The 13,180-nt window shown below is 63.5% G+C and carries 27 protein-coding genes; 9 read left to right on the top strand and 18 right to left on the bottom strand.

Annotation, left to right across the window (positions count from 1 at the left end; all coding sequences use genetic code 11):
* Positions 1–219: 219 nt before the first annotated feature.
* The 4 genes from IEX91_RS16025 to IEX91_RS16010 all read right to left on the bottom strand — a co-directional run bounded on the left by IEX91_RS16025 (position 220) and on the right by IEX91_RS16010 (position 3,798).
* Positions 220–477, bottom strand: coding sequence for a MarR family transcriptional regulator (locus IEX91_RS16025; RefSeq protein WP_188880221.1), 258 nt, complete (start codon positions 475–477; stop codon positions 220–222).
* Entirely contained in the window at positions 477–3,077 is a 2,601-nt protein-coding gene (locus IEX91_RS16020; protein WP_188880219.1) for a helix-turn-helix domain-containing protein, read from the bottom strand. Before IEX91_RS16020 ends, IEX91_RS16025 begins: the two co-directional genes overlap by 1 nt.
* Positions 3,074–3,349, bottom strand: coding sequence for a hypothetical protein (locus IEX91_RS16015; protein ID WP_188880218.1), 276 nt, complete (start codon positions 3,347–3,349; stop codon positions 3,074–3,076). Before IEX91_RS16015 ends, IEX91_RS16020 begins: the two co-directional genes overlap by 4 nt.
* Positions 3,350–3,633: 284 nt before the next feature.
* Entirely contained in the window at positions 3,634–3,798 is a 165-nt protein-coding gene (locus IEX91_RS16010) for a BfmA/BtgA family mobilization protein (RefSeq protein ID WP_188880217.1), read from the bottom strand.
* 61 nt (positions 3,799–3,859) lie between these two features.
* Here IEX91_RS16010 and IEX91_RS16005 point away from each other — a divergent pair, with 61 nt between their 5' ends.
* Both IEX91_RS16005 and IEX91_RS16000 read left to right on the top strand, forming a co-directional pair.
* Positions 3,860–4,405, top strand: a complete 546-nt coding sequence (locus tag IEX91_RS16005) for a hypothetical protein (protein ID WP_188880216.1) — start codon at positions 3,860–3,862, stop codon at positions 4,403–4,405.
* 68 nt (positions 4,406–4,473) lie between these two features.
* The gene (locus IEX91_RS16000; RefSeq protein ID WP_188880215.1) at positions 4,474–5,229 is read left to right on the top strand and encodes a CopG family ribbon-helix-helix protein; all 756 of its coding nucleotides are present in this window, start codon (positions 4,474–4,476) and stop codon (positions 5,227–5,229) included.
* Between the two features lie 243 nt (positions 5,230–5,472).
* On the opposite strand, the gene IEX91_RS15995 is transcribed toward IEX91_RS16000, so the two are convergent.
* The 6 genes from IEX91_RS15995 to IEX91_RS15970 are packed head-to-tail and all read right to left on the bottom strand — an operon-like array spanning position 5,473 to position 7,577.
* Entirely contained in the window at positions 5,473–5,763 is a 291-nt protein-coding gene (locus IEX91_RS15995) for a hypothetical protein (RefSeq protein ID WP_188880214.1), read from the bottom strand.
* Complete coding sequence (locus IEX91_RS15990) at positions 5,753–6,307, bottom strand: hypothetical protein (protein WP_188880212.1); 555 nt, start codon at positions 6,305–6,307, stop codon at positions 5,753–5,755. Before IEX91_RS15990 ends, IEX91_RS15995 begins: the two co-directional genes overlap by 11 nt.
* Positions 6,300–6,557 (bottom strand): hypothetical protein, encoded by a 258-nt coding sequence (locus tag IEX91_RS15985; protein WP_188880211.1) that lies wholly within the window; start codon positions 6,555–6,557, stop codon positions 6,300–6,302. Before IEX91_RS15985 ends, IEX91_RS15990 begins: the two co-directional genes overlap by 8 nt.
* 20 nt (positions 6,558–6,577) lie before the next feature.
* Positions 6,578–6,844: a hypothetical protein gene (locus IEX91_RS15980; RefSeq protein WP_188880210.1), complete on the bottom strand. Its 267-nt coding sequence runs from the start codon at positions 6,842–6,844 to the stop codon at positions 6,578–6,580.
* Entirely contained in the window at positions 6,844–7,080 is a 237-nt protein-coding gene (locus tag IEX91_RS15975; RefSeq protein ID WP_188880209.1) for a hypothetical protein, read from the bottom strand. The genes IEX91_RS15980 and IEX91_RS15975 overlap by 1 nt, the downstream gene beginning before the upstream one ends.
* A 2-nt stretch (positions 7,081–7,082) precedes the next feature.
* Complete coding sequence (locus tag IEX91_RS15970; protein WP_188880207.1) at positions 7,083–7,577, bottom strand: SWIM zinc finger family protein; 495 nt, start codon at positions 7,575–7,577, stop codon at positions 7,083–7,085.
* 233 nt (positions 7,578–7,810) lie between these two features.
* On the opposite strand from IEX91_RS15970, the gene IEX91_RS15965 reads away from it, so the two are divergent.
* The 7 genes from IEX91_RS15965 (at position 7,811) to IEX91_RS15945 (ending at position 9,850) form a co-directional block, all read left to right on the top strand.
* Positions 7,811–8,005 (top strand): hypothetical protein, encoded by a 195-nt coding sequence (locus tag IEX91_RS15965; RefSeq protein ID WP_229772992.1) that lies wholly within the window; start codon positions 7,811–7,813, stop codon positions 8,003–8,005.
* Positions 7,998–8,147, top strand: coding sequence for a hypothetical protein (locus IEX91_RS15960; RefSeq protein ID WP_188880205.1), 150 nt, complete (start codon positions 7,998–8,000; stop codon positions 8,145–8,147). The genes IEX91_RS15965 and IEX91_RS15960 overlap by 8 nt, the downstream gene beginning before the upstream one ends.
* 2 nt (positions 8,148–8,149) lie before the next feature.
* Positions 8,150–8,332, top strand: a complete 183-nt coding sequence (locus IEX91_RS15955; RefSeq protein ID WP_188880203.1) for a hypothetical protein — start codon at positions 8,150–8,152, stop codon at positions 8,330–8,332.
* Positions 8,325–8,453 carry a hypothetical protein gene (locus IEX91_RS16575; RefSeq protein ID WP_268238715.1) on the top strand — a complete coding sequence of 43 codons (129 nt, stop codon included), beginning with the start codon at positions 8,325–8,327 and terminating at the stop codon, positions 8,451–8,453. Before IEX91_RS15955 ends, IEX91_RS16575 begins: the two co-directional genes overlap by 8 nt.
* A complete protein-coding gene (locus IEX91_RS15950; RefSeq protein WP_188880201.1) occupies positions 8,450–9,013 on the top strand; it encodes a hypothetical protein in 564 nt (187 codons plus the stop codon). Before IEX91_RS16575 ends, IEX91_RS15950 begins: the two co-directional genes overlap by 4 nt.
* 217 nt (positions 9,014–9,230) lie before the next feature.
* The gene (locus IEX91_RS16570; protein ID WP_268238714.1) at positions 9,231–9,356 is read left to right on the top strand and encodes a hypothetical protein; all 126 of its coding nucleotides are present in this window, start codon (positions 9,231–9,233) and stop codon (positions 9,354–9,356) included.
* 56 nt (positions 9,357–9,412) lie between these two features.
* Positions 9,413–9,850 carry a hypothetical protein gene (locus IEX91_RS15945; protein WP_188880200.1) on the top strand — a complete coding sequence of 146 codons (438 nt, stop codon included), beginning with the start codon at positions 9,413–9,415 and terminating at the stop codon, positions 9,848–9,850.
* Between the two features lie 856 nt (positions 9,851–10,706).
* On the opposite strand, the gene IEX91_RS15940 is transcribed toward IEX91_RS15945, so the two are convergent.
* From IEX91_RS15940 to IEX91_RS15905, 8 genes are all read right to left on the bottom strand, one after another.
* Positions 10,707–10,946, bottom strand: coding sequence for a hypothetical protein (locus tag IEX91_RS15940; protein WP_188880198.1), 240 nt, complete (start codon positions 10,944–10,946; stop codon positions 10,707–10,709).
* Positions 10,946–11,344 (bottom strand): hypothetical protein, encoded by a 399-nt coding sequence (locus IEX91_RS15935; RefSeq protein WP_188880196.1) that lies wholly within the window; start codon positions 11,342–11,344, stop codon positions 10,946–10,948. The genes IEX91_RS15940 and IEX91_RS15935 overlap by 1 nt, the downstream gene beginning before the upstream one ends.
* Entirely contained in the window at positions 11,341–11,535 is a 195-nt protein-coding gene (locus tag IEX91_RS15930) for a hypothetical protein (protein WP_188880195.1), read from the bottom strand. The genes IEX91_RS15935 and IEX91_RS15930 overlap by 4 nt, the downstream gene beginning before the upstream one ends.
* Complete coding sequence (locus IEX91_RS15925) at positions 11,528–12,064, bottom strand: hypothetical protein (RefSeq protein WP_188880193.1); 537 nt, start codon at positions 12,062–12,064, stop codon at positions 11,528–11,530. Before IEX91_RS15925 ends, IEX91_RS15930 begins: the two co-directional genes overlap by 8 nt.
* 88 nt (positions 12,065–12,152) lie before the next feature.
* Positions 12,153–12,404 carry a hypothetical protein gene (locus tag IEX91_RS15920; protein ID WP_188880192.1) on the bottom strand — a complete coding sequence of 84 codons (252 nt, stop codon included), beginning with the start codon at positions 12,402–12,404 and terminating at the stop codon, positions 12,153–12,155.
* Positions 12,401–12,613 carry a hypothetical protein gene (locus IEX91_RS15915; protein ID WP_188880191.1) on the bottom strand — a complete coding sequence of 71 codons (213 nt, stop codon included), beginning with the start codon at positions 12,611–12,613 and terminating at the stop codon, positions 12,401–12,403. The genes IEX91_RS15920 and IEX91_RS15915 overlap by 4 nt, the downstream gene beginning before the upstream one ends.
* A gap of 3 nt (positions 12,614–12,616) precedes the next feature.
* Positions 12,617–12,886 carry a hypothetical protein gene (locus IEX91_RS15910; protein WP_188880189.1) on the bottom strand — a complete coding sequence of 90 codons (270 nt, stop codon included), beginning with the start codon at positions 12,884–12,886 and terminating at the stop codon, positions 12,617–12,619.
* On the bottom strand, positions 12,886–13,180 hold a 295-nt coding region (locus IEX91_RS15905), incomplete at its 5' end, for a hypothetical protein (protein WP_229772991.1). The genes IEX91_RS15910 and IEX91_RS15905, both read right to left, overlap by 1 nt.

Raw genomic sequence — 13,180 nt, 5'->3', positions numbered from 1 at the left:
TACCCGCGCGTGTCTGCGCTCGCGTTGTCGCTCATGACGCCATCCCCCCGGGGTTCACGGCGGGAAGACGGTGGTTTTCGGCGTTCTCAAGGGTTCTTTCGGTCATGGATGGGTTTCTTAGTGGCGGCTTATCGGCGGTGGACGGGAGGGTCCTGAGAGCCCGGTTAGAGACACGGGCTGTACGTCAAAAGCCGGCGGAGGTAGTGCCCAGAATGAGCGTTATTCGCGGACTTCGAGCTCGTAGATTTTCCGACGGGCGTCACGCGGATCGTATCGAGCGGAGACCACACCGTGTGTCGTGAGTTGCTCGAGCGCCCGGGTGATGGACGAATCGCTCAACCCGGTCTTCTCACGAATCGTCGAGCGTGTCGCACCTCCCTGCCGGTAGAGAATCGCGTAGGTGAGGGTAGTGCTGGTGGAGGCATCGCGAACGACGTCGGGGATGGTGAAGTCGTCGTGGGCGTCGTTCGTAGCCATCACCCTGCAGCACCCCCTGACTGCGAGTGTTCCAGCGGTGTCTGCGCTGGCCGGGGGCCGACGAGCGTCGACGTCGACGTCCGAACCGAGGCACCGTCGACGAGGAGGGCGCCGTCGGTGACGATATCCTCGAGGACGCGAAGCCACCCGGAGAGTCGTGGCGCGGCCTCCAAGAGCGCGCTATAGTCGGGAGGTCCGTCCGCCATCCCTAGGGGTAGCGTCGCCATGACGTACTCGTCGACGGAGAGAAGGTGGTCGGCGAGCCGGTCGGCGACCGTCGTGAGGCGGTCCCCGTCAACGACGTCCGGGACGATCCGCTGGCCGCGCTCCGCACTCGTCTGGAACGGGAGGGAGAGCCGTATCCCGCCGTCCGTCTCCTCGAGGATGCCGAGTGCCGTGAAGAGGCCGCGGTACTCGTAGACCGTACTCCGGTCGACGTCCGCTCGATCGGCGATCTCGGCGACCGTGAGCGACGTCGTCGTCGCGAGAAGCGCCTGGAGGATGGCGCCGGCCGACTGCGGCTCCCACGACAGGAGGCGGTCCGAGGGGAGCGTGCAGAGCGCATATCGGAGTTCACCCAGCCGGAGGGTGCGCTGATCGTCTTCTGGCTGGAGGCCGTGCAGTGCCTCTGCAGCGTCGTAGGGCGTTTCGAGGAAGAGCCGGAGCGTTGAGACTGTCTCCCGGGTCGGGCGGAGGTTCTTCCACCCTAGGACCTCCGAGGCGGTCTGTGCAAACGCCGCCCGACTGGTGTCCTCGACGACGTCGACGGGGACCGCGAACTCGGGGGCGTCGTCTCGAAGGTGCTCCGGCCCCTCGAGTTCCTCGCGGAGAGCCGTCGCCACTCGACTCTGCTTCCCGCCGAGATCGCCGACGAGCGTGAACGACCCGATGAGTTCACCATATGGGTCGGCTGCGTCAACCGTCGGCCCGTACCGTGGCTGTTTCTCATCTCGGGGCTCGAAGAGCTGCCGGTACGCCGCGAAGTGCCCATAGCGAGACTGAATCACCGCACCCTTCGCGATAGTTCGAGCGAGATCCGCGATCGTGTCATCGTCCGCGTTCCGATTGAACTCGGGGAGGCGGACTTCGCGAACGACGTCGACACCGACGAGATCGAGGAGATGCACCATCGTTCCGGCAAGCCCGAGCGCTTCCCGAGTGACGACGCCGCGGAAGGTGTCGCGGTCCTCGTAGTCCTCCTGGGAGAGTCGCTTCGTGAGGTCACAGAGGTGGGCTTCCGCCGCAAGCAGCTGGTCGCGAAGCGCCTCACCGTCCTCGACGTCGTCGGGCAGGTAGCCGAGACACCGAGAATCACGGAGGATGTCCTTGTGGTCGGCGAGAAGAGCAGCGAACTCTCCGGCGTCCTCGTCAAGCCGCTCGGGGGGAAGGACCTCGCTGAACGTAAGGCCGCTCGCTAACGCTCTCGCAACACACACCCAGTACTGCAGGGGGTTATCGTACTCAGCACCGACCACGAGACGATCGCGTCCCTGGTCGTAGTTCCACCGTGGTGAACCCCGGTCTTCCGACGCTGTAACCGGCCGATCAACCACGCCGATGCCGTTCTCAGGGGCAGACGCGGCGGCGGCAGTAGCGTTCCACCGAGCAAGCGGTTCGACGCGGTGGAACGGGGAGAGGCGGTGGCGGTCAGGAGCGGCCGGAGTGGGGGGGGTCGTGTCCGTGCGTGGTACACGGCTATCGTCGGAGGAATCCAACACTCCGCTAACGGCATCCTGAAGTTCGGTCTGCCGGCCGATTTCGGCGTCGAGAGCGTCTATGAACGCGCGGCCTGCTGGGAGGAGTTCAGCGTACTTCCCAGAGTTCGCCGACGCGTAGGTAGCGATGAGGTCGGCGTTCTCGAGCGCGCTCAAGCATTGGCTGATGCGTCCTCGAGAGACGTCTGTTCCGGCGCGAATGGCGGTGTAGGGGAGTGTCTCGGCGTCCTCGTCGGTGAGCCGGTGGAGGAGTTCGACCTCCCGGGAGTCGTGGCTGAACGTCTCGAGTGCGTCGTCGACGACGTCGTCGATCGGCGTGCCTGTGGTGGGTGTGATGTCGTCTCGGCTAACAGGGAGGGTGTCGCGGTGGGCTTCGTAGAGGCGGCGGTGTTGGAGGTGGGTGCCGACTAGGCGGACGTCGACTGCCGTGGCGAGCGTTGCGATCCAGCGGCAGACGTCGACGCGCTGCTGGCGGGAGAGCTCACCATCGATGAACGAGGGGGTGAGGCGGAGCACGATCGTCGGCGAGTCGCTGCCGAGTCCCAGGAGGCGCGGGAGGACGTGCGTATCCTCCAGTGAGGAGCGCCCCTGTCCGAGCGTCCGAAGGGAGGTGAGTAGGTCGAGGGCGGCGCGCTTATCGCCACGGGCGACTCGGAGCGCGAGCATCGGGAGGTCTCGCTCAGTGGCCGTGACGGTGTCCTCGAGCTCGTCGAGGAATGCGGACGGGGTCTGGTCACGCGCGGCGTCGCGAACGCTCTCGATCACCGCCTCCTGTACGCCGGCGTCACGGGCTGCCGTGGACGTGAGTGCCGAGACGGGTGTGTCGTCGAGGGTGAGTCTCGTCGTCGCGTCGACCGGGGGCTGCGTGGTGAGGGTGAGCGTCACGCGTGCCCTCCGTGGAGTGTGAATCCGCGCGCCTCGATCGCGGAGACGATGGTGTCGGGGAGACGGTCGAGGCTGAGGTCTTCGCGGTCGGCGACGTCCTCGTCGTCTTTCCGGTAGGTGAGGAGTCGGTAGTCTCCTTCTCGGCGTATGAAGCGCGCGGAGTAGGTTGCGCTCTTCTTCCACCAGCGGACGTGCAGCGTGCCGTTCGGGTAGAGTTTCAGCTGGTGGGCGGGCGTGTAGATGTTCAGGTCGGGGGCGCGGCGTGCGCTCACTGCGACCGCCTCCTGGGGCGTCGGTTCGAGCGGGTTCGTGGGGTGTCGTTAGCGTCCGTATCGTCCATATAGGCCGTCTCTGGCCTGATATCGGGGGCGAACCGGGACGAGGGGCACGACAGTAAAAGCCTTCAACCTGGGCCTGCAAGACCCAAGTAGAAGGCCCCCTTGGTCGGCGCCTTCGTCCGTACTACCTTCGACGCCGATAGGAGCGAAGTCCTGGCAGACTCGTGCGCTCCCGGCGTCGTTCAGTTCAACTTGTTCGATAGTCACAGGTGAACCTATTAAGGACTGCGTTCGTTGGGGTCGCGACGGTTCTCCTCGAACTCGTCAGCCATCTTGTCGATGAGGTCGTGGTAGCTCATCGACTCGTAGGGCTTCAGGCGTTCGAGTCGGTCGTGGAGATCGCGCTTAATCTCGACCGTCGTCCGTTCGTTAGCCACCGCCATCTCTGTACTCGTTCTATGGTGCCCCATAGAAATAAGTGTACCGCCGTAGCACGTAATTCACATGAGCGAGGATCGTCCTGCAGCACTGCTCACCAACGCACAGCGCGCCTATCTCCGAGGAGAAAAGGACTACCGTCCCTCAGTGGAGCGAGACGTGAAGAAGCGAATACGCAACCGCCTCCATGCTGGCGTGCTAGACCTCTCTCTCGCCTTCCAGCAGCTCTCACTCGAGGAAATCGACACTGCACTCTCGGAATCACCTGACTTCGACAAAGGGGACACACTAGAGGTCCCACCTGCATTCTTCGACGTCATCGGCCTGATATATCTCGTAGACCGAAGGCAAGAACTCAACGGACCACACGAGGGGTGGTTCATGGAGACGAAAGTTGAGACTGGGATTGAGCGGGCATTCGGGAAGATCGGTGTGAGCTACAGTATGATCGACGTCGAGATCGATATCGAACGCGGTCAGGATTTAGAAAACCTTGCCGAAGAGGAGACACTCGCTGATCTTCCGATAAACACACTCAAGCAGATGTTGTTCGCGGACGTGATCGATGAAGAAGAGTTCGCTAAGGCAACGCTCGAGAAGTCCGAATCGTGAAGCGGGACCTGCTAGGGCCTTCACTCTGTCTGACGTAATCTTAAGCGATTACGACCGAATACGCAGACATGGAGCCGAACACGCTCCGATTACCTGCGGAGACGTGGGAGGAGCTGGACGCGGAGGCAGGCGAATACGGCTATCGTAATCGGTCCGAATACGTTCGTAATCTCATCGAGAACCGGCAGGTAATCCTCGATGAACACGAACTGAACACACCGAGCGGCGAGTGTGTTCAATCTGAACACGGACTCGAGGACGTCGCCGATCTCGTCGAGCGTGTCGCCGAGCTCGAGGAACGCCTCAACGATCTCGACGCCGAACCCACTCGGCGAGAAGACCAAGAGCCACGAGACGCCACAGACAGCGCGCAGAGCGACACCAGCCAGGAGACGAGGACTACCACTCGCCGGCAGACGGCGCGGCAGAGCGAGGCGCAGGAGAGCGAGGAGCCTCCACAGGACGGGGTGTATGATCCTGCGTCCGAGTTCGACGACACTAGCGGCGACGTCGAGGAGGCTGAGGAGCCGGACGAACTCGTACAGGCGTTCCGTCGCTCTCTCGAGTCGCGGAACCCACAGAAGCGCCACGCGAAGGACGCCATCGCGACCGTCTTCACCATCGTCCGTGACCGCGGCCCGATCTCGACGGGCGACCTGAAGAGCGAGCTCTACGCCGAATACGGCGACCGCTACGCGAACGAGAAAGGGATGTGGGAGTCACTTCGCCGATACCTCGAGGAGATGCCGGGCATCGAGAACGCGGGCTACGGCGAGTGGGGGTATGAGGGTGACGACGCCGTCCGTGACGCCCTCAATCAATAACGCAAAGAAACGACGCGTGCCGCCACCCAGAACGCACCGATCGGGTAGGCGGCTCTCCCCCGCGACGGGGGCTGTAGCGGCGATCCGGACCCGGCACCGACGTTTCCGCCGGCGGTGTCACGACCACGATGTACGGGGTGGGTCAGTGGGTTCGTGGCCGCCCCCACGGTTCAGCAATTCAGTGGACCCCTCGATCCGCGCCCAACCGTGGAAGCATGACGGACGTCATCGGGGAGAGTTGGCTTACTGTTCGGCGATGGTTCGATAGACGCCGTACGGGAGGTCTGGAACCGGCTCGCCGTAGGGCTCAACTCCAGGCGTCACACGGGCAGCGTGCTCCTCGACGGCGTACCGCGCGCGATTCAACGACCGGCGGAGCGCACGGACGTCGTCGGCGTCGAGGCTCTCCGTCGAACGCGTCGTGTCGAGAGCCGACTCGGCGCCACCGAACGCGTCCTCGAGCGCACACCGCTGGCGGGCGAGCTCGTCGCGGAGAAGGTCGCGCCCGACGGCGCCCCAATTCTCAGTCGGCATATCCACCATTCGCCCGGTCGCATTCCTCATCGCTAGCGGTGACCGGCTCGCCGTCGAGCAGGAATGTCGCGTCGACGGTCATGTGGTTGAAGATGAGGTCGCGAAGCGAGCTCTCCCCGTCGTGGAGGCACATGTCGGCGTGGTAGAGTTGCGCGCGACGCGCGAACGCTTCGGGGAGTTCGACGTCGACGTCCGCGCTGAAGCCGTGCTCCTTCTGGAGGTCGTATCCGAGGTTCATTCGGAGTTGGCCGCGCGCCCACTGCGCGATTGAGTCGGTGCTCCGCTCGTCGGCCTCGAGCTCCATCCACTCAACGAGTGGGCGGGAGACCTCGATCTCGAGGACGCCCCAGTCTTCGCTTGTCCACCGAACGCACTCGGGCGGCCGGTCTGGTGTCGTCGCGCTCGCTGGCGCGCTAGTCTGGGGCTTAGGGCCGGCGTCGGTGTGTTCGAGGTGGTGGAGTGCGGCCTGAATGTGCGTGTTCTTCTCGTCGGCGGGTGCGTTGAGCGCTGCTTCGAGCTGGTCGTAGAGAGTGTCGTCAGTCATTGTGAACGTGGATGTGTATCTCGACGACGAGTCGGCCGTCGTCGGTCGCTACAGTCACGCCGTTCTCGGCGCCACCACTGGCCGTGTTGGGAGTGCCGCCGTCAGTCGCGGCCTGTGCGCCCTCTGCCTCCTCGTCGGGGCTAGGCTTCTGCCCACAGGAGGGACAGCGGGTTGTATCGGCACCGAGCATCGCGGCGTCGCGCTCGGTGTCGTAGGTGGTACTACAGCGTTCGCAGGTTCGTCGGGTCATTTGAGACACCACCCGGAGGGTTAGTGCTGCTCCCGGTGATCGACACCGTCCGTCTCGAGCGCGCCGGTGGTGAGGTCAGCCTGTGAGCGGCCGCGTCGGAGATAGGTGCCTTCGGCGCCACACTGCGCGCACTCGAACTCGCCGCGGGACTCGTAGCCGGCGCGTCGAAGGGTGAGCTTCGGCGTGTCGTCCCGGTGGGGTGACTGGTCGGGCTCACCGCGATAGCCACACTGCAGGCAGCGAGAGCGCCGCCCGACGCCCGCCCAGAATCGCTTCATCGACGGCATTACGCGTCCCCTCCGTCGGCTGAGAGCGCCTCCTGGAGCGCGGCGAGCTGGTCCGCGTCGAGCTCGAGGGCGGCACGGTAGTCGTCGCCCTCGAAGCGGAGGGTCGCGTGCGGCTCAGTCCGCGTGAGCGGCGTCTGGTCGGGGGTGTCGAGGTAGACGTCGACGTCGCCGTCGGCGTTCATCGCGAGGCGGCCGTCGACGATCGCGACCGTCGCGTCGGCGCTGGTGATGGGCATCGTCATTCACCCTCCGGGGTGTGGGGGCAGCCGTCCTTGTGCGGGAGGCGGGACGTGTCCCCGCCGAGGACTTCGACGCCGCAGCCCTCACAGCGGATGTAGTGCTCACCGCCCTGCGCGGGTGGTTCGACGTGGTGCGTGATCTCGGGAAGACTATCGTCGGTCTCTGACTCGGTCTCGGGTGGCGTCCGGGTGGTCGCGCCGCCATCCGGGGCGACTTCGGGTGTGGCGGCGGCGAGAACGGCGGACGTCGTGGAGGCAGCGACGCGGTGTTTGCACGGCCCGTTACCGTATTCGTCAGCGGGGCAGGTGCACGCGACGGCGTCGCCATGCTGGATGGTGACGTCGTAGGTGTGTTCGTCGGCGTCGACGCCGTAGCTGGCGTTCCGAACGCGGACGGTGCCGGGCTCGGGGACATCGAACTCGAACGCCTCGTACTGTGCGCGCTTCGCGATCTTCGCGCTGGCTTTATCGGCCAGGGTGTCGTGGGTAGACATGGGTTTTCGGTCCTTCTGAGAACCCCGGTCGGGTGTACCAGCACCCGGCCACGCTTCCAATCCGTGAGCGTGGCATCCCGGCGTTCTCGTTTGCACCTATGCACACAAGGCCAATAAAGGTATGCATACCAGCACACGTTTGCGTCTATGCACACTCTTAGTGGGCAGAGGTGCAAACACCGAAGTGAGGTGAGCCGAACATGACACCAGCGATGGGACGCTACCGCGCCATCATGACGGAGACAGACCGCGAGTACATCAGCAACGCCGGCGACGTCGAGAAGAACAAACGCCACCAGTCCATCTCCCGCGTCCGAAAACGCATCAACGAAGAGCTCCCCCACGACATCGACGTCCTCGAAGAACACCACCCCGAACTCCTCGAGGAGCTTCGGGACGTCGTCTGTGAGGGCCGTGCCGATGACTAACTCACGCGCCGAACCGGGCGACGATGACTGGGTTGCGGCAAACAAGGACAAAATCCGTGAGTTCGCCGAGGGAGACACCCGGGCCGCCTGGGTCTTCCAACGGCTCCTCGACAACACCGATCAGGATAAGAACTCGACATAGAGATGCATCGCTCCAACAACGACACACCACGGGAGTCCAGCCGCCCTAACGTCGAGCACGACACTCTCGAAGAGGCAGCGGCAGTCATCAACGAGAACCGCGAGCTCTGGGAGCGCATCGCCGACTCCGACCTCGCTCTTTCACGGCCGGTTAAGCGTGCTCTGGAGGCTATCGACGATGAATGAGGATACTGCGCAGGACGTCGTCGAGGCGAACCGCGAGCTCTTCGAGCGACTCGCTGACTCCGATCTCCGGATGGCGTCATACGCCCGGAACGCGCTCACCTACGCCGATACCCACGAATGAGCCGCTTCAACCGCACACCCTCACGCGAGTATAGCGAGTTCGTCGACGCCGTCGCGGAGTACGCAGCCGGCGAGCACGAGCCCGGGGAGGACGTCTATCGCGCGGTCGCGGACGCCCTCGCTGAAGAACTCCGCGAACGCTTCCGGCAGGGCTGGGGGCTCGACGAGGAAGCCGAGACGCCGTGCCTTCGGCGCGTGATCACCGGCGCCGACGAGTGCACGTGTTCGTCGACGCGATCGTGGGCGGACCGCGAGCGTGAGACGATCGGCGCTCGCGACGACCCGCCGCACGCGGCGCCGCATAGTGACCACGCGGAGCTGTGGCTCGACGACGGCGAGCCCGTCCTCTACGCGATGCATCCGAGCGGCCTCTCCGTCTCCTCAGTGTCGAAGACCGCCGTCGGCGAGGACGGCAAGCAGATCCGGAATGGCTGGTTCGACGTCCTCGAGTTCGCCCAGGCGTGGGGGCTCGAGTTCGCCGTGATGCCCGTCTCGCACTATCACGCCTTCTCCCGGACGTGCGTCGTCTTCTACGCGCCCGAGTGGGCCAGCCACCGCTAACCCATCTCGGCGTTTAAGTGGTTCTCGTCACAAGCAGTAGCTACGAGGCGCGGACGCCTGTTCCTGCCCGAACCTACTAATCCTGAGCGAGGGGTCTCGGCGATCAGTCGCCCACACCCGCTACGGCCCACTCTGCACACATCCAGATAGGCGAGCCTGTTTCAAGCCGATGCACCGACCCGCACGCTTATCCCGACCGGACCCACTACTAGTGAGTATGTCCCTCGACGACTCCCCGTCGGAGCAGGAGACCGAGGAGGATGACGACCTCCTTTCCGCCGAGGAGACGTTAGAAGAACTCCCCACGCAAGAGGAGTTCGGCGCCGTCCTTAACGGGGAGTAGGGGTCCCACCCCCTGGCGCTATTTTATCCGTGTGCAGTGGGTAGCCAACCGTAACTGTGAGTTCGGCCACCTCTGGAGACCGATATCTCCTCTATCTGCAGCCGGCGATGCAGGATATCGCCCAGCTCGACGACTCACTCCTCGCCCCGATCCAGAGCGAGATTGAGAAGTTCCTCTCGATGTGGGACGTCAGTAAGCTCTTCGCGAAGACGCCAACGTCCCACCTTGGACAGATCAAGAAGGACCGATCGGACGTCCGAGCATTCGGCTCCTACTGGAACGCGGGCGACGTGCACGTTCTCCTCGTACTCGCCCTGTACAAGAAGAGCCACGAGAGCGAGTACTGGAGTCGTGTTCCTCAGTTCTCCGCTCGAGCCGAGAGCTACCATGAAGAACTCGATAAGCACGCTGCAGAGGGAGATATTCGGGACGCACTCGAGAACTTCCGTGGACGTCCCAACTACCACCTTGTCGGCCCTGAATCCCCATACTGAACACCCCTCGACAGAGGCAGCCCCCGAGTAGGTTCCTAGACTCGCCTTTCTCACCCTACTGCCGGAGGCTCACCCTGATTATGAAACGCCGGAGCGGTGCGTAGCCGGTCTCTCGACGCATCTCGACGTCGCGCTCCGTCCAAATCCAATTATGGAGAATCCGTGGTTCGCCCTGGCGTCTGCAGCCTGCATACCGCCTGTTCCTGTGGACGATTTCGGCGATATACAGCTGTCTTTCACGGCCACAGAAGCAAGGAGAACCCCCGTCGCGCAGATTTAAGCCGATAATCGGGGTATTCGGTGAGAATCGATGGAACGAGAGTGGGAGAGAATCCGCTCGACGGAGGGTGAGCCGCCCGATATCGACGGACCCCTCCTAGCGACGATTTCCCGCTCATTCCCGCGCTCGTCGAGCACCGGGGGTGCTCGCTGTACCCCGCCCTTCCTTTGGACGATTTTGGAGGTGCAGAACGCGATCTGACGGACGGAAATCGACGTAGAGGCGGGTCGCGCAGATTTAAGCGGAGAACGAACTGCACGACGAGATTCGGGTTTCGGTGGGTGAAACAGAATCTGCACGACGAGAGGGTGAAACCCGCGATTTCAGAGGAAGAAGTGCGATTCGGGGATACTCGACGTCGGCTCGAGAGCCTTAACCAACAGACTCGGCTGTTCGCGGGTGACTGTTGGTTAAGGGCGGGAGGACATATCAGAAGGACTGGATAGTTCCCGGGTGGTGTTGCCGGTTCTTTGCGTGTTCAGCGACGTCGAGACGCTGACCCCGACGCCGTCATGCGATTCTGTGTAGGGACAGATAGCGGGGTCACTAAGCTTATCGGCTATAATGGACCCATACTTAGCGCTCGTAGAGATCCTCCGAGTTCTCGACAGCACGCCGGCGTAGTTCAACGATCGCGTCACCACCGACTAGCGGGTGAGACGCAATTAGACGGGCAATCTCGAGGTCGAGTTCGATTAGTCGCTGCCGCGCTGCTTCGACGTCGGCCTGTAACTCCTCAACACGAGTCTGGTCGGCCTCGTGAATACGGGCGAGCTGGCGCTCTGCCGGAGACACAGCCGTGATCTTGCGAGACATCACTCGAGCACCCCCCGGCGGAGAAGGCGTGCGAACTTCCGTTGTTGGTCTTCTTCAAGAGCGCGGAGGTAGACAGCGACGTCGTCAAGCCCTTCCTCAATCGCTCGGTCGTAGGCTTCACCGATCAGAATGAGGTGAGTCGACTGCCGCGAGTCTGTCTTCGGGTCGAAACCTGCAGCAACGTCGACGTCGGCATACCGGCGAGCGTCGTCGAGCGAGGGAGTGTTGGCGGGGCCGAACCATGTGCGGAAGACGTCGATCGCGGACGGTGCCGTGTCATTCGCGAAGAGGTCCTCAAGGCGTTCCTTTCGGGTAGTCGTTGATTGCGGCAGCACACGCACGAGGTGCTCGACGTCATCCTCACTAGTCAGAGCCACTGTCGACTTATCGGCCGTCATCGATCTCCCCCTGTGTCGCGGATTTTGACGGCGTGCGAGCGAAGAATTGCGGCGGCTTCGATGTCGCCTTCTGCCTCCCAGTCCTCTGCACGTTCCTTAAGAGCGGCAGCGTGTTCCTCGGGAGACTCGTAGTTCGAGCCGGCGAGCGGCTTCCGCGACCGACCATCAGAGGGCTTCCCGTCGTCACTCATCGTCCTCGGAGAAGTTGACGACGGTATCCTGGTGCTGGTACTCCGGGACGGCAGACAGTTCAGCCATCGCGACGTCGTGCTCGTCGAGGAGGGCCTCGAGGTCGGCGCGATGGTCGTTGACCGTGTCCTCGGCCCAGTCCCCCTCCGAAGTCGCGAACATGTTGATCGCCTCGACGTGAGTCTGCGCTTTCTCGATCTCGTCGTCGGAGAGGTCGGCGAGTCGGGCTTCATCGACGCCGGCTTTCTCGGCGAGCTCACTACGCGGGTCCGCGTAGAGGTGGGCGTCGAGTTCCGCGACGTGCTCCCGGAGGTCAGCAACCGCCGGGTCATCCTCGAGACCCGCGTCCTCGGCGAGCTTCAGTTGGATCTTCATGTCGACCAGTTCTGCCGTCTTCGAGCGCTTCTCGGCACGTTCTTCCAGTTCAGCGTCGATGTGATCTGTGCCAATCCCGTAATCATCATCGCCTAGGTCGTTCTTCCGACTATGCAGTTCTGCGAGTGTCATGTCGTCGAGGTTGGTGTTCGTCATCGGATTTCCTCCGAGAGGAGGGATAACTGCGGGTCGTGTTCAGCGAGCGGTTCACCACTCAGAGGAGGGTAGGCAGTCATTCTTGGCGTCATTCGCCACCCCGCGCTCGGTCGTTCGGGACGTCGAGCGGCGTAGCCGTTCGCTCGATCACGCGGGCGAGCGAGCCGTTCCCGGTGCCTCGCTTCCGGAGCTCGCCTGTCTCGACGATCCGGACGATCCCTCGGTCCTCGTCGACTGTCTTGAGGTCGTGGTTCAGTAGCTCACACAGACTGAGGCACTGCTCGACGTCGTCGATCGCGTCGAGCCGACGCTCGATCTCCCGCTTCGATCGGCGGGTCACTGTGAACCACCCAGGTTTCCGAGACGGCGGACAGCCGACGTCGGGAGGTGCGCCTCAGGATTCTCGAGGAGTCGGCGCTCGCCCCGGGAGAGGTCGCCGCCGTAGTAGCCTTTCAGGTCGGCCAACAGGTACGCCTGCAGGGTGAACTGCTCGGGGTCGTCGAGTTCGTCGAGCGCGTGGTCGATCTCGCGCTTCGAGCGTCGAGTCATGAATCAAGTACCCTCCGGGCCGTTTTCTCGAACCAGTTCAGAGGGAGGAGAGGAGTTCTTCGGTTCACCACCCAACCAGATCCGCATCACGTCGCCGCGAACTGACTGCGGAACGACGCGTTCCGTACCGTCGAGCCGCCAGGTCGATGGCTGCTCACGGGGCGCGAATTGAACGATATCCGCTGAGACGACGTCCTCTACCGTCGCCTCTGCGTGCGTGTCGTCGAAATCCTCAAGCCGACGTTCAATTTCGCTCTTGGAGCGGCGAGTCATCACCGACCCTCCTGATTCTCGAGCTGTTCAAGGCGCTCGCTGAGTTCCTCCAGGTCACGATCCGTCGTCACCTGACGGCGGACGTTGACGGCATAGGCGAGTGCCCGAATCCACTTGATACGGACCTTCTCGTTCTCGGCGTCGTACACGCGCCCGCTCTCCACCTTCTCACGAGCTTCCTTGATTGCAGTATCGAGCGTGTCGAGCATCACGTCATACCCGCGCGTGTCTGCGCTCGCGTTGTCGCTCATGACGCCATCCCCCCGGGGTTCACGGCGGGAAGACGGTGGTTTT

Origin of the sequence: Halarchaeum nitratireducens, from assembly GCF_014647155.1 — an archaeon.
In the GTDB taxonomy this organism is placed as follows: domain Archaea; phylum Halobacteriota; class Halobacteria; order Halobacteriales; family Halobacteriaceae; genus Halarchaeum; species Halarchaeum nitratireducens.
The sequence above is the reverse complement of the archived record's forward strand: the minus strand, read 5'-3'. Positions and strand labels throughout refer to the sequence as shown.

Coding starts and splice junctions, on each gene's coding strand:
- IEX91_RS16025 (WP_188880221.1), bottom strand. CDS start 477: ATGGCTACGAACGACGCCCACGACGACTTCACCATCCCCGACGTCGTT.
- IEX91_RS16010 (WP_188880217.1), bottom strand. CDS start 3,798: ATGGCGGTGGCTAACGAACGGACGACGGTCGAGATTAAGCGCGATCTC.
- IEX91_RS16005 (WP_188880216.1), top strand. CDS start 3,860: ATGAGCGAGGATCGTCCTGCAGCACTGCTCACCAACGCACAGCGCGCC.
- IEX91_RS16000 (WP_188880215.1), top strand. CDS start 4,474: ATGGAGCCGAACACGCTCCGATTACCTGCGGAGACGTGGGAGGAGCTG.
- IEX91_RS15995 (WP_188880214.1), bottom strand. CDS start 5,763: ATGCCGACTGAGAATTGGGGCGCCGTCGGGCGCGACCTTCTCCGCGAC.
- IEX91_RS15990 (WP_188880212.1), bottom strand. CDS start 6,307: ATGACTGACGACACTCTCTACGACCAGCTCGAAGCAGCGCTCAACGCA.
- IEX91_RS15985 (WP_188880211.1), bottom strand. CDS start 6,557: ATGACCCGACGAACCTGCGAACGCTGTAGTACCACCTACGACACCGAG.
- IEX91_RS15980 (WP_188880210.1), bottom strand. CDS start 6,844: ATGCCGTCGATGAAGCGATTCTGGGCGGGCGTCGGGCGGCGCTCTCGC.
- IEX91_RS15975 (WP_188880209.1), bottom strand. CDS start 7,080: ATGCCCATCACCAGCGCCGACGCGACGGTCGCGATCGTCGACGGCCGC.
- IEX91_RS15970 (WP_188880207.1), bottom strand. CDS start 7,577: ATGTCTACCCACGACACCCTGGCCGATAAAGCCAGCGCGAAGATCGCG.
- IEX91_RS15965 (WP_229772992.1), top strand. CDS start 7,811: ATGACGGAGACAGACCGCGAGTACATCAGCAACGCCGGCGACGTCGAG.
- IEX91_RS15960 (WP_188880205.1), top strand. CDS start 7,998: ATGACTAACTCACGCGCCGAACCGGGCGACGATGACTGGGTTGCGGCA.
- IEX91_RS15955 (WP_188880203.1), top strand. CDS start 8,150: ATGCATCGCTCCAACAACGACACACCACGGGAGTCCAGCCGCCCTAAC.
- IEX91_RS16575 (WP_268238715.1), top strand. CDS start 8,325: ATGAATGAGGATACTGCGCAGGACGTCGTCGAGGCGAACCGCGAGCTC.
- IEX91_RS15950 (WP_188880201.1), top strand. CDS start 8,450: ATGAGCCGCTTCAACCGCACACCCTCACGCGAGTATAGCGAGTTCGTC.
- IEX91_RS16570 (WP_268238714.1), top strand. CDS start 9,231: ATGTCCCTCGACGACTCCCCGTCGGAGCAGGAGACCGAGGAGGATGAC.
- IEX91_RS15940 (WP_188880198.1), bottom strand. CDS start 10,946: ATGTCTCGCAAGATCACGGCTGTGTCTCCGGCAGAGCGCCAGCTCGCC.
- IEX91_RS15935 (WP_188880196.1), bottom strand. CDS start 11,344: ATGACGGCCGATAAGTCGACAGTGGCTCTGACTAGTGAGGATGACGTC.
- IEX91_RS15930 (WP_188880195.1), bottom strand. CDS start 11,535: ATGAGTGACGACGGGAAGCCCTCTGATGGTCGGTCGCGGAAGCCGCTC.
- IEX91_RS15925 (WP_188880193.1), bottom strand. CDS start 12,064: ATGACGAACACCAACCTCGACGACATGACACTCGCAGAACTGCATAGT.
- IEX91_RS15915 (WP_188880191.1), bottom strand. CDS start 12,613: ATGACTCGACGCTCGAAGCGCGAGATCGACCACGCGCTCGACGAACTC.
- IEX91_RS15910 (WP_188880189.1), bottom strand. CDS start 12,886: ATGACTCGCCGCTCCAAGAGCGAAATTGAACGTCGGCTTGAGGATTTC.